This is a genomic window from Glycomyces sp. NPDC048151 (assembly GCF_043202775.1).
Taxonomy (GTDB): Bacteria; Actinomycetota; Actinomycetes; order Mycobacteriales; family Micromonosporaceae; genus Glycomyces.
Map to the genome: position 1 here is coordinate 116,151 of NZ_JBIDBB010000010.1, position 12,686 is coordinate 128,836.

Annotated in this window: 13 protein-coding genes; 6 read left to right on the top strand and 7 right to left on the bottom strand. The window is 70.7% G+C overall.

Annotated features, from left to right (window positions below; genetic code table 11):
* Positions 1-27: 27 nt before the first annotated feature.
* A complete protein-coding gene (locus ACGGCP_RS23325; protein WP_392969850.1) occupies positions 28-747 on the bottom strand; it encodes an NAD(P)-dependent oxidoreductase in 720 nt (239 codons plus the stop codon).
* A gap of 148 nt (positions 748-895) precedes the next feature.
* Here ACGGCP_RS23325 and ACGGCP_RS23330 point away from each other — a divergent pair, with 148 nt between their 5' ends.
* Positions 896-1,546 (top strand): TetR/AcrR family transcriptional regulator, encoded by a 651-nt coding sequence (locus tag ACGGCP_RS23330; protein ID WP_392970146.1) that lies wholly within the window; start codon positions 896-898, stop codon positions 1,544-1,546.
* 29 nt (positions 1,547-1,575) lie between these two features.
* Here ACGGCP_RS23330 and ACGGCP_RS23335 read toward each other — a convergent pair whose 3' ends face one another.
* On the bottom strand, positions 1,576-2,118 hold the full coding sequence (locus ACGGCP_RS23335; protein ID WP_392969853.1) for a GntR family transcriptional regulator: 543 nt from the start codon (positions 2,116-2,118) through the stop codon (positions 1,576-1,578).
* Between the two features lie 336 nt (positions 2,119-2,454).
* Between ACGGCP_RS23335 and nuoK the strand changes: the two genes are divergently transcribed.
* The 5 genes from nuoK (at position 2,455) to htpX (ending at position 8,627) form a co-directional block, all read left to right on the top strand.
* A complete protein-coding gene (gene nuoK, locus ACGGCP_RS23340) occupies positions 2,455-2,772 on the top strand; it encodes an NADH-quinone oxidoreductase subunit NuoK (RefSeq protein ID WP_392969856.1) in 318 nt (105 codons plus the stop codon).
* Entirely contained in the window at positions 2,769-4,571 is a 1,803-nt protein-coding gene (locus tag ACGGCP_RS23345; RefSeq protein WP_392969859.1) for an NADH-quinone oxidoreductase subunit L, read from the top strand. The genes nuoK and ACGGCP_RS23345 overlap by 4 nt, the downstream gene beginning before the upstream one ends.
* A complete protein-coding gene (locus ACGGCP_RS23350; RefSeq protein WP_392970148.1) occupies positions 4,571-6,031 on the top strand; it encodes a NuoM family protein in 1,461 nt (486 codons plus the stop codon). The genes ACGGCP_RS23345 and ACGGCP_RS23350 overlap by 1 nt, the downstream gene beginning before the upstream one ends.
* Positions 6,032-7,693 carry a proton-conducting transporter membrane subunit gene (locus tag ACGGCP_RS23355; protein ID WP_392969862.1) on the top strand — a complete coding sequence of 554 codons (1,662 nt, stop codon included), beginning with the start codon at positions 6,032-6,034 and terminating at the stop codon, positions 7,691-7,693. It begins immediately after the preceding gene.
* 73 nt (positions 7,694-7,766) lie between these two features.
* Positions 7,767-8,627 (top strand): zinc metalloprotease HtpX, encoded by an 861-nt coding sequence (gene htpX, locus ACGGCP_RS23360; RefSeq protein WP_392969865.1) that lies wholly within the window; start codon positions 7,767-7,769, stop codon positions 8,625-8,627.
* A gap of 104 nt (positions 8,628-8,731) precedes the next feature.
* Here htpX and ACGGCP_RS23365 read toward each other — a convergent pair whose 3' ends face one another.
* The 5 genes from ACGGCP_RS23365 to ACGGCP_RS23385 form a co-directional block, all read right to left on the bottom strand.
* Positions 8,732-9,058, bottom strand: a complete 327-nt coding sequence (locus tag ACGGCP_RS23365) for a DUF2516 family protein (protein ID WP_392969868.1) — start codon at positions 9,056-9,058, stop codon at positions 8,732-8,734.
* A 43-nt stretch (positions 9,059-9,101) separates the two neighbouring features.
* Positions 9,102-9,203 (bottom strand): 30S ribosomal protein bS22, encoded by a 102-nt coding sequence (locus ACGGCP_RS23370; RefSeq protein WP_081687713.1) that lies wholly within the window; start codon positions 9,201-9,203, stop codon positions 9,102-9,104.
* Positions 9,204-9,347: 144 nt separating this feature from the next.
* Positions 9,348-9,551, bottom strand: coding sequence for a helix-turn-helix domain-containing protein (locus ACGGCP_RS23375; RefSeq protein WP_030155806.1), 204 nt, complete (start codon positions 9,549-9,551; stop codon positions 9,348-9,350).
* A 199-nt stretch (positions 9,552-9,750) separates the two neighbouring features.
* Entirely contained in the window at positions 9,751-11,544 is a 1,794-nt protein-coding gene (locus ACGGCP_RS23380) for a hypothetical protein (protein WP_392969871.1), read from the bottom strand.
* Between the two features lie 212 nt (positions 11,545-11,756).
* Positions 11,757-12,677 carry a proline dehydrogenase family protein gene (locus ACGGCP_RS23385; protein ID WP_392969874.1) on the bottom strand — a complete coding sequence of 307 codons (921 nt, stop codon included), beginning with the start codon at positions 12,675-12,677 and terminating at the stop codon, positions 11,757-11,759.
* Positions 12,678-12,686 lie beyond the last annotated feature (9 nt).

Consider the following 12,686-nt stretch of genomic DNA (forward strand, 5'->3'; position numbering starts at 1 on the left):
GGACGACCGGAACCGACGGTTCGCCGATCACGACCGATGGGCCAGCGCCGAAGCGGTCTTGCAACCTACGATCGCGGGGGCCTCGTGCACCAGGTCGTCGTCAGTGACGGCCTCGACCATGAACAGTGCGAAGTCGGTCCGGCGGGTCATGTTGCTCTCCAGGAGCGGGTCGCCGACGTGGCGGGCCCACACGGGCAGGCCCTCGCTGGGGCCTTCTTCGAGGTCGCTGCCGCGCACGACCGTCCAGCGGGTGTCGCTCTTGAAGATGAGGTCGGTGGCGCGGTACTGGTCGGCGATGTCGAGGAGGCGGGTGTACCGGAACAGCTTCGCGACGACGAGCGCGGCCTTGATCTTCCAGGAGTAGGTGTCCTCGCCGTCCCGGGTGATGTGCCAGCCGCACGAGTAGACCAGGCGCGCACCGGGTTTCGCGAAGTCCATGACCGCGCGGGCGGTGCCCGAGGAGTAGTCGTCCACGCCCCACGGCACGAGCACCGTGAGGACCGCGTCGCAGCCTTCGACGGCGCGGGCGATGACGTCGCGGTCGTTGGTCCGGCCGCCGATGACGGTGATCCGGTCGGCGAAGTCGGCGAGTTTCGGCACGCTCTTCTCGCGGCAGACGCCGACGACCTCGTAGCCGCGGTCGAGGGCGTGCTGCACCATGTAGCGGCCGAGCTTGCCGGAGGCGCCGACGACGCACATCCGCTTACCGACGCCGACCTGCGGGATTATCGGGTTCGAAGGTTCCATGACCTGCTCCTGACTCGAGGGATGACGGTTCGTTTCCAACCGCACCTTTACAGTGTACAGTAAAACTGTACGGTGTAAAGTCCCTGCGGGAACGCAGCCGATGAACGGGGAGTGACACGTGGGCACCGACGCGAGCTGGCCGCCGCCGATGCGGCGCGACACGCTCACCAGGGAGAAGGTCGCGCGTGCGGCCGTCGCGATGGCCGACGAGTCCGGCGGCAAGGTCCCGAGCACGCGCAAGCTCGCCGAGAGCCTCGGCGTGCAGGCCATGGCGCTCTACCACCACTTCCGCAACAAGGACGCCCTGCTCGACGGCATGGTCGACCTCGTCTTCGCCGAAGTCGAGCTTCCTGCTGAAGGTGACGACTGGAAGTCCGCGATGCACCGCCGTGCCGCCTCGATGCGGGAGGCGCTCATCCGCCACCCGTGGGCGATCGCCCTGATGGACTCGCGGGCGAACCCGGGCCCGGCGACGCTGCAGCACCACAACGCGGTGATCGGCTGCCTTCGGTCGCAAGGATTCGCGGTCGCCGGTGCGGCGCATGCGTTCTCGCTGCTCGACGCCTACGTCTACGGGTTCGTCATCCAAGAGCTGGCGCTCCCGCTCGACTCGCCGGAGCATGTGCAGGAGGCCGCCGGGTCGGTCCTGGAGCAGGCCCCGGTCGACGAGTACCCGCACCTGGTCGAGATGGCTGTCGAACACGCCATGAAGCCCGGTTACACCTACGCCGACGAGTTCGAGATCGGCCTCGGCCTCATCCTCGACGGCCTTGAGCTGAAACGGGAAGCCTGGGTCTGAGTGGCCTGGTCCGTTGAGCCAGAGCCGGATCAGACGGTGGCGTGGTACTCGAGTTCGTAGGCGCTCGCGTCGATGGTCATCTCCGTGACCTCGACGCAGTGGTCATCGGCATCGAACGCGGTGCGCACGATCGCGATCACGGGAGTGCCGCCCGGAAGTTCGAGCGCAGTCCGCTCGGCCGGGTACGGCATGCGGGCATGGAGCTTCTCGGTGAACCGCACCGGCTCATGCCCGATCTCGGAGAGCCGCGCGTAGACGCCGCCAGGTCCGGTGTCGGTGTAGACGATAGGGGTCGCGCGGACCATGTCGACCAGGTAGAAGGAATCAGCGAGCTGGACCGGCCGCTGGTCGACCGCGAAGCGCCGGGAACGCCGCAGGACCGGATCACCGGGCGCGACGCCCAGCGCTGACGCGACCGATGCACTCGCGCGCACTTCGCCGACGGTCACCTCGACCATCCGGGCCCGCTTGCCGGTGTCGGCGTCCTGAATCGCCGCGCCCTCGCGCCACACCTTGAGGCGGCTCGGGAAGGAGCGAACGATCCGCTCGAAGCTGCCCCGCTTGCCTGGCATATCCCTCGACCTCTCCTCGCCCGATGCCGCAACAGCCTATCCAGCCGCGCGGCGGGTACCGGCGTGACCAGTGCGGGGCGGCGGCTCATCGCCGTGCTGACCGCGCCTGGGTCCGACACCGAGAACTGGCATCCGGCTTGGGAGCATGATCCGATGCGGGCTCACGTCGAAGCGCGGGCCCGCGCGATCGCGGGTCGAGGGGCGGACGGCACTTCCGCCACATAGCGATCGACCCGCATCAACACGCTCCCGATGCTGGACTTCAGGGTGCCCGGTAGTCCAAGATGAGGCCATGTGGCCCCCATCGACCCGTGTCCCCCTTCCGGGGAGGGTGCCGTGCACCCGCTGATCGGGTTCCTGATCGCCGTGGGGCTGTTCGCAATCGGCCTCTACGGGGTCCTGACGCGCCGCAACGCGGTCCTGCAGCTGGCCGCCGCCGAACTCATGCTCGGCGGCGTGCACCTCATGCTCGTGACCGCCGATGTCGTCCACAATGCCTACACCGGGCAGAGCTTCGCACTGTTCATCGTGGTCATCGCCGCCGCGGAGGTGGGTGTCGGGCTCGCGCTCATCCTCCACCTGTGGCGGCTGCGCGCGACGATCGACACCGACGACCTGCCCGCCGAAGACGACGACGCCCGGAGCGGCCGATGACGTTCGGGCTGCTCCTCATCGGCTTCCCCGCCGCGGCGGGCCTGGCCGGGCTGCTGTTCCGGCACCGGGGCCTGGCGAGGTACTGGGCGCTCATCGCCCCAGCGTTCACGCTGTACCTGGCGGTCATGTGCGGACTGGTCAAGCCGCGGTTCGCGCTGACGCTCGCTGACTTCGGGCCGGTCGAAGTCGAACTCGCGCTCGACATCACCGGGAAGGCCGCGGCAGTGGCGGTCGCGACCGCGTTCGTGACGTTCCTCGTGCAGGTCTACTCGGCCGCGTACCTGCGCGACGACCCGCGCTATGCGGCCTTCGCCGCGCAGGTCAACCTGTTCTGCGCGGCGATGCTCCTGGTGGTCGCGGCCGACGACCTGGTGTTCATGCTCATCGGGTGGGAGGTCATGGGCGCGTGCTCGTACCTGCTCATCGCCCACTACGCGAAGCTGCCCGAAGCGCCGGGCGCGGCGGCGAAGGCGTTCCTGGTGACGCGGTTCGGCGACGTGGCGTTCGTGCTCGGCGTGATGGTCCTCGGCGCGGCGGCCGGGAGCTTCCGGATCGACGCGGTCGTGGAGGTGGACGGCGCGCCCGCGGCTGCGGGGATGCTGCTGATCCTGTTCGGCTGCATCGGGAAGTCGGCGCAGTTCCCGCTCCAGATCTGGCTGCCGCCCGCGATGGCGGGCCCGACGCCGGTGAGCGCGCTCATCCACGCGGCGACGATGGTCGCGGCCGGGGCGTACGTGCAGACGCGGCTGCTGCCGGGCTGGCCGGTCGACCTGCTCGTCGTAGTGGCTGTGGTCTCGGCTGTGACCATGATCGGGGCGGGCCTGTGCGCGTTCGCCGCAAGGGATCTCAAAGGCGTGCTCGCGTGGTCAACGGTGAGCCAGGTCGGGTTCATGTTCGCGGCCGTGGCGGTCGCGGCCGGGGACGCGGCGCTGTTCCACCTCGTCTCGCACGCGGCGTTCAAGGGCCTGCTGTTCCTCACCGCCGGGGTGGTGATCGCGCTCGCGGGCACGAGCGGGTCGCTCTCGACGACGAGGCTGCGCCCGCGCGACTCGTGGCTGGCGTTCTGGGCCATGACGATCGGGCTCGCCGCGATGGCGGGGCTGCCGCCGCTCGGCGGCTTCTACAGCAAGGAGGCGGTCCTCGGCGCGGCCTCCGAGGCCGGGACGCCGGCCGGGGTGGTCGTGTTCTGGGCCGGGGTCGGGGCGAGCATCCTGACGGCCGCGTATTCGGCGCGGCTGTGGCTGCTGCTGTTCTGGCGCGGCGCACCTGAAGGCGCGGTACGGGCGGCGGTGCCGGGCGCGGAGGCGTTCAGCTTGTGGGCGTTGACGATCGCGACCGCGGGGGTCGGCGCGGTCTACTACTCGTGGCTCTTCGAGGTGCCGGAGCTGCATTTGGATTTGATGGCGCTGCTGCTGCTCGCGACCGTCGGCGGATTCGCCGTGGTCGCCGACGCGTGGTGGCGCGGGCACCGGCGCGGCGTGCCCGCGATGGCCTCGGAGCGCGACCCGGCGGGTGTCCTCGGCGGGGCCCGGCCTGCGTTCGCTGACGGCCTGTACGCGGAGCGGCTGGCGGGCAAGGCGACACGTGCGCTCGCGCGGTCGGCCAGCGCGGCGGCCCGCGTGCTCGACGAGCGGCTGGTGGACCGGACGGCAGTGGAGGGCACGGCGCGGGCGACGCTCGCGGCGGCCGAGGACACGGCGGCCGGGCACCGTGGCGGGCTGGTGCGGTATCTGCGGTTGAGCGCGGCGGGGACGCTGCTGGTCGCGGTGGTGGCGATCGGGGTGAGCCTGTGGAACTGATGCTGGCGGTGGCGGTCGCGGCGCCGCTCTTCGGGGCGGCGGTGGTGTGGGCGCGGCGGAGGCGCGCCTCCGCGCACTGGGTCGGGGTGGGCGCGGCGGCGCTGGCGCTGGCGGCGGTCGCGGTGCTGCCGATCGGGCGGGGCAACGGGAACTGGTCGACGTTCGGTTCGAGCCTGAGCGGCGGTTGGTGGCATGAGATCGAGTTCGCGTGGGCGCCTGCGATCCATCTTGACTTCTCGATCGCGGTCGACGGCGTCTCGTGGCCGCTGGCGCTGCTGACGGCGCTGCTCGGTCTGCTGTGCTGCCTCCACAATGCGCTCGACGGCGCTCGACCGTCGCCTTCGCTGACCGCTCTCCTGCTTCTGGTGCAGTTCGCGTCGACGCTCGTGTTCTTCGCGGACAACCTGATCCTGTTCTTCGTCGCGTTCGAGGCCGTCCTACTGCCGATGTGGGCGATCATCCACCGGTACGGCGACCCGGCGGCCCGCCGCCACGCGGCGGCGAAGTTCGCGCTGTTCACCGTCGCCGGGTCGCTGATCATGGCGACCGGCCTGTTCGTCGCGGTCGCCGACACCGGGACCGCCGACCTCGGGGCGATCATCGTCCTCGGCGGCGTCAGCCAGGAACTCTCGCTCCTCGTGTTCGCGCTGCTGGCCATCGGGTTCGCCGTCAAAGCCCCGCTCTGGCCGCTGCACTCGTGGCTCCCCGACGCGCACACCGCCGCGCCCACGGTCGGCTCGGTCCTCCTCGCGGGCGTGCTCCTCAAACTCGGCACGTACGGCCTCATCCGCGTCGCGGGCGGCATCGCCCCGCAAGGCGCGGCCGACGCCGCGCCGGTCCTCGCGGTGCTCGCCGCGCTCGGCATCCTCGTCGCGGGCCTGGTGTGCCTGAGCCTGCCCGAACTCAAACGCCTCATCGCGTACTCCTCGGTGGGGCACATGGGCTTCGTCGTCCTCGCCTTCGCCACGGGCACCGAAGCGGGCGTCAACGCCGCACTGTTCGGGAACCTCGCGCACGGCCTCATCACGCCGCTGCTGTTCTTCCTCGCCGGGGCCCTCAAGGCCCGCACGCACACCGGCCTGCTCGGCTCGCTCGGCGGGCTCCGGCTCGCCGCGCCCGCGCTCGCGGGGCTGTTCGGCTTCGCCGCGTTCGCGTCGCTCGGCCTGCCGGGTCTCGCCGGGTTCTGGGGCGAGGCGTTCACGGTCTACGCCGCGACCGAACGCGGCGGCGCGTGGCTCGCGCTCGCCGTCGCGGCGGCGCTCGGCGCGTTCCTCGCGGCGGCGTACCTGCTGCGGATGCTGCGGCGGGTGAGCCACGGCCCCTTGGTGTCCGCGACCTCCGGAATCGGCGACACGACGACCGCGGAACTCGTGGTCTGGTCGCCGCTGGTGGCCGGGACGCTGCTGCTCGGCCTCATCCCGGGCCCGCTGCTCGACCTGTTCGGTGAGGGGCTGCTGTAGATGCGGGTGCAGGCGATCGACCACGTGGCGCTGCTGCCGCTGTACCTCGCGGCGGGCGCGGCGGTGCTCGCGCTGTTCACCGGACGGTTCGCGAAGGCCTGCATGATGTCCGGGCTCAGCGCGGCCGCGATCGCGGCGATGTGGGTGGGGGCGGGCGCGGACCGTTCGACGTTCGCCGTCGGCACGTGGCATTCCTTCGTGGCCGACGACGCGGCCATGGGCGCGGCGGCTCTGTTCGCCGGCCTGAGCGTCCTGGTGGCGGCGGTGAGCGGGCGGCAGTCGAACGAGTACTGGTTCCTGCTGGCGGTCTCGGCGGCGGGCGGCGTCACGCTCGCGGGTTCGCGGGACCTGATCACGCTGATCGTGGCGCTCGAGACGCTGACCGTGCCGCTGTACGCGCTCGTCGCCTGGCCGAGGCCGGAAGGGTCCGGCGCTGGTGCGGCGACAAAGCCAGGCGGCATGTCGGCGGAGCCGGGCCGCGCCGGGACGGATCGAGTCAGCGCAGCGGCGGCTCGGTCGAACCGCGACGGCGCGGAGGCGGGCGTGACGTTCCTGATCGCCTCGATCGCGTCGTCGGCGACCGCGCTCATGGGCGCGGCGCTGCTCTACGCGGCGGCGGGCACCGTGCACCTCGAAGGACTCGCGGCGGGCCTGGCCGGGGCCGACCCCGCGCTCGCGGCGGCCGGAGCGGCACTGCTCCTCGGCGGGTTCGCGTTCAAGCTCGCGGCCGCGCCGCTGCACGCCTGGGCGCCGCTGGTGCTCGAACGCGCCCCGCTGCCGATCGCGACCTATCTCGCGAGCGCCTCGAAGCTCGGCGGCGCGGTCGCGATCGTCTGGGCGGTGCATTTCGCGCTCGGGGCGGGAGCCGGGACGAGCACCGGGATCGTGGTGGCGGCCTTGAGCGTCGCCTCGATCGTGATCGGCAACCTCGGGGCGCTCGTGCAGCGCCGGACGGTGCCGCTGCTGGCCTGGTCCGGCATCGCGCATGCCGGGTACACGCTCGCGCCGCTCGCCGTCGTCGCGACGGCGGCGGGACGCGAGGACGCGGCGGCCGCCGCTTCGGCGGCCCTCGCCTACGCGGTGTTCTTCGTGCTGATGGAGGCGGGCGTCTTCGCGGCACTCACGGCGACGCGAACGACGTTCGGATCGGATGAGTATCGATGGATGCGAGCGGCGTTCGGATCGGGCGAGCGTCGTACCCCTCTGGGAGGATTGAAAACGGGGGGTCCCCAGGGGTCCGATTTGAAGGCTAGCGCCGGGAATGCACGGGTTCACGTTTCCGGCGGCGACGGCCCGGGCGAAGGCGGGGCCATCGCGGAACTCGCCGGGATGTGGCGGTCCGCTCCCCTGGCCGGTTCGCTCTTCCTCTTCTCCGTGATCGGACTGGCCGGGCTGCCGCCCGCGCTGGCCGGGACCTTCGCGAAGGTCGTGGTCCTGGAAGTGCTGGCGTCCTCAGCGCTGTGGCTCGCAGTGATCGTCGCCGCAGGCGCGGTCCTCGGGCTCGCCTACTACCTGCCGCTCGCCCGCACCGTCCTGCTCGGCCGCGGGCGGCCCATGCCGAAGGGCCGCTTCGCGATCGCCCTCGCCGCCATCGGGCTGGCGCTCCTGGCCGTGACGCTCGCGCCGCAGCTCGTGTTGGACTTCACGTCGGTTTCTCGGTAAATTCCCAGCTCACAGAGAAATACTGGCCGTTACCAAGACGTTGCATTTCCCACCAGGAGGGAAACCCAACAACATGAAGCACCACAACGGCCTCAAAACGGCGGTGCTGCTCGGCGCGATGTCGGCGCTCGTCATCGCCATCGGCTACGTGCTCGGCGGCTCCACGGGCATCCTCATCGCCGCGGTCATCGCCGTCGGCATGAACGCCTACGCCTACTTCAACTCGGACAAGATCGCCCTGCGCTCCATGCGCGCGCAGCCGGTGTCCGAGGCGCAGGCCCCGCAGCTGTACGCGATGGTGCGCGAGCTCGCGCACCGCGCGAACCAGCCGATGCCGCGCCTCTACGTCTCGCCCACGATGCAGCCGAACGCGTTCGCCACGGGCCGCAACCCCGAGAACGCGGCGGTCGCCGTCACCGAGGGCATCCTGCGGCTGCTCACGCCCGCCGAGCTGCGGGCCGTGATCGGGCACGAGCTGTCGCACGTCTACAACCGCGACATCCTCATCTCGTCGGTCGCGGGCGCGCTCGCCAGCATCATCACGATGCTCGCGAACCTCGCGATCTTCCTGCCGCTCGGCTCCTCCGACGACGACCGGCCGAACCCGCTCGTGCTGCTCCTGACGATGATCCTCGGCCCGCTCGCGGCCGGGCTCATCCAGATGGCCGTGTCGCGTTCGCGCGAGTACGAGGCCGATGCCGACGGCGCGCGCCTCACCGGGGACCCGCTCGCGCTCGCGAGCGCGCTGGAGAAGATCTCGGCCGGGGTCGACCGGATGCCGGCGCGCGCGGACTCGAAGATCGCGGAGCAGTCGCACCTCATGATCGAGTCGCCGCTGCGCGGCGGCGGGCTCTCGCGGCTGTTCTCGACCCACCCGCCGACCGCGGACAGGGTGAAGCGGCTGCGGGAGATGGCCCGCGGCGTCGTCAGTTAAGGGACGCAAGGAAGGCCGCGCCTCGCAGTAAAGCGCAGAAGGCACAGCGAAAGCCGCGTCGACACAGGTCGACGCGGCTTTCTCACGTGTTCGAGCGGAGCCGCTCAGTACGACGAACCGCCGCCACGGAGGTCTTTGAAACCGGTGCGCACATCCAGGAGGTACACGAGCGACGCGGCGATCGCGACCAGGGTGAAGATGAGCCCCGACCCAGGACGCTGGCTGAACAGCAGCGACAAGAGCAGGCTGATCGCCAGGATGCCGATCCATGCGCCCTTGGAGAGCGTGCCGACCGCGTGGAACGCGTCTGGCTTCTGCACCGCGCAATGGGTGAGGGCGATCACCGACAGCAAGGCAGCTCCGAGCGTGATGACCAGGTAGACGAGAAATCTCACCTCGAAGGCGAACGCTACCGCTGCAAACTCTGGCATGCGCCCAGCCTACCCGCAGGTACTCGGGAGCCGGTCGACTCGGTTACTTGCCGAGCTTGCGACGCTGCACGCGGGTCTTGCGGAGCAGCTTGCGGTGCTTCTTCTTCGCCATGCGCTTGCGCCGCTTCTTGATGACCGAGCCCATAGAGCTTCCTCACAGATGTTCACTAGACAATTTTTCGAGCCCGACCAGCCTAACGCGCCTTCCCGGCGGCCCCCGCGCCGGGCGAGCGGAACCGCAGGCCCCGTCACAGCTCGCGCGTGGCGGGACCTGCCGGGCCGAGGGGAGCTAGTCGTCGGTCTGGAGCGCTTCGGAGAGGTAGGTCTTGACGGCGCTCTCGGGAACGCGGAAGGAGCGCCCGACCCGCACCGCCGCGATCTCGCCGTTGTGGACGAGCCGGTACACCGTCATCTTCGAGACGCGCATCAGCTCGGCCACCTCCGTCACCGTCAAGAACTTGACCTCGTCGAGGAGGTCCCCGGGTTCGCTCATGTGTCTCACCGTTCTGTCGAGGGCTGTTGCGAGCACTAATGCAAGGACGTGGGGTTTGTGGGATGTGTTTGAGGTGCGGCGGACGCGAATGCCCATATGAACCGAAACAAGTCGGCCGTCACAGAGTGTGACGTTGATGTCGTTCGATTGAGATGAGGCTCATGTTACGGCAGTCCGGGCCACCCGGCAACACCCGATCTCACACGGTCTGGGCAATGAAGGCCGTAATCTCCTGCATCAGGTCGGCATAGCTCTTCCCGTACACCTCCTGCGCCACGTCCACCGCGGGCCTGCCCTCGCGGGCCGTCGCTCCGAAGAGCTCGGTGAACTTGTCGACGCCGTACTCGTCGATGAGGTAGTGCACGCCGAGGAACCCGCACCCGTACTTGCCGGACCCGGCAAGGGTGTCGTCGTCCCCGTCGGGCGGGAGGATGTCGGTCTCGCAGCCGCCCTGGGCCACGTAGTCGCGCACGTCGAGCGCGCGGTCGTACTCGTCGAGCGAGCGGTCGCCGTGGTCGATGTACTCGGCGACGCCCTCGACCATCCACCACGTGTCGTCGGCGTACCGCTCGGACGGCGCGGCCCACAGGGTCACGGCGTGGCCGAGCTCGTGCCGGATCACCGAGGTCAGGCCGTAGCCCCAGCCGGTGCGGTCGACGCCCATGACGGTGGCGTACGTGGACGGCTGGCGTTCGCCGTTCACGGTGCCCGAGAGCGGCAGCGCGAACCCGAGCACGTCCTCGGAGTCCCAGAAGCCCCCGAACCAGGTCTCGAACTCGTCGTCGCTGGCGATGTAGATGACGTACCGGTCGGGCTTCTCCCAGTACGCCCACTTGTCGGCGTTGATCGCGGCGGCCTCGGAGATCTCCAGGGCCTCGTCGAGGCGGTCGGCCATCGACACCGGCACGGCCGTGACGGTGCGCTCGCCCACCGCGGCGACGAGGTCGGTGACCTCCCACGGGTGCGGGCCCTCCCCGTACTCGGAGTTCGCGACCTCGACCATGACCATCCCGTCGTCGCTCGCGCGCCAGCGCGAGTCGAAGACGATGTCGGCGGCCTTGCACGTGTCGGCCGGCTCGACGAAGCAGTAGGAGAGCGCGACGGAGATGTCGTAGAGCGGGACCGCGCCGGACGCGTCCTCGATGGGGCCCGAGGCGATCGTGTAGTCGAAGCGGGACACCTGCATCGAGGTGAGCGAGTCGAAGCGGCGGGTCATCGGGTCGTGCAGGGTGGGGTCGTAGGCGGCGAGCCAGCCTTCGAGGCTGTTGTTGATCAGCGACTCGGACTGGGCGTCGAGGACGAGCTGCGCCTGCTCTTTGAGGTAGGCGAGGATCTCGGCTTCGGAGGCGTTCGGGCCGGGGCTGGGGACGGTGCCTTCGCCGGGCTGGACCGCGAGGCCCTCGATGGTGCCGGTCTCGGCGGCGAGGACGTCCGGCCGCCAGCCGTTGACGAGGGCCCCGCCGAAGACGGAGCCCGTGACGAGGAGGAGCACGACGAGGATCGTGCCGATCGGGGAGCGTCTGCGGTCGGGGCGCGGCTGGTAGTAGACGGGGCCGCCGGGCCACGGGGGCATCGCGCTGACCGGGATCGGTCCGGGCGGGATCTGGCCGGGCGGGGCCTGGTGGTGCATGCCGGGCTGGGCCGGGTAGGGGGCGGTGGGGTAGGCGCCGGGCATCTGGCCGTGCATCTGGCCGGGGGCGTGTCCGGGCGGGACGGCCCCGGGCGGGAGCATGTCGACCGGGAGCGCCGAAGGCGGGGCCGTGGGCTCGGGGATCGGGGGCATGGGGGCGGCCTGCGGGATCGCCGCGTCGCCCGTGTCCGCTTGCGGCAGCACCGGTTCGGGCGAGGTGCCGCGCGGCGCGTCACCCAGCGCGGCACTGCCGGACCGCTGGCCGGGCACGTGCGGAGCCGAGGCGGCCTGACCGGGGCGGGGTTCGCCGGGGTGGTCGCGCTCGGGGGAGTCCGGGGTGAAGTCCTCGGGGGCTTGAGTCACGTTCGCAACTGTAGTCGCTGCTCGCTACCCGTGCGAGCCCCGAACTGCGGGTGTGCGCTGGGCGTCTACCGCTGTGACCAGGCCGATGGGTGGCGGCGGCCACTGTCATGCGGCACGGTTCCTGAGAGGACTCCAAGGGAGGCGCGCAACGCGGACGAGCGGACCCCGGCCGGGGTCCGCTCGTCGGTGGTGTTGGGGTGGAGGCTGGTTCGCTAGGACTTCGTCCACAGGGAGCGGGCGAAGACGGCGAGGTTCGCAGGGCGCTCTGCCATGCGGCGCATGAGGTAGCCGTACCACTGGTCGCCGTAGGGCACGTAGACGCGCATGCGGTAGCCCTCGGCGGCGAGGCGCAGCTGCTCGGTCGGGCGGATGCCGTACAGCATCTGGAACTCGAACGAGTCCTTGTCGCGGTCGTACCAACGCGCGCGGTCGATGCCGATCTCGATCAGGCGCGGGTCGTGGGTCGCGAGCATCGGGTAGCCCTCGCCGGCCATGAGCGCGTTGATGCAGCGCACATAGGACCGGTCGACGTCGAGACTGCGCTGGTAGGCGACCGACTCGGGCTCCTTGTAGGCGCCCTTGCAGAGCCGGATGCGCGATTCGGGGACGGCGTGGGACTTGCAGTCGTCCTCGGTGCGGCGCAGGTAGGACTGGAGGACGGCGCCGGTGGAGGGGTACTCGTCGCGCAGGCGCTGGACGATCTCCAGGGTCGAGTCGGTGACGGTGTGGTCTTCCATGTCGATGGTGACCGTGGTGCCCGCGTCGGCTGCGGCCGAGCAGATCTCGCGGGCGCGGTCGTAGGCGAGTTCGGCGTCGATGCGCTGCCCGACGGCGGAGAGTTTGACGCTGACCTCGGCGGAGGCCGAGAGGCCCTCGGCCTTGAGGGCGGCCAGGAGTCCCAGGTACTCGTCGCGGGTGGCGTCGGCCTGTTCGACGACGACGGTGTCCTCGCCGAGGTAGTCGAGCGTGGCGAGCAGGCCGTCGGCGGCGAGGGTGCGGGTGGTGGCGACGGCGTGGGCCGTGGTCTCGCCCGCGACGTAGCGGCGGACGAGCGACCGCGTCACCGGCGCGGTGCCGACGAGCCGCTCGATCTTCGATGACCGGGCGGCGGCGAGAATGACAGAACGCAGCATGTCTGCAGC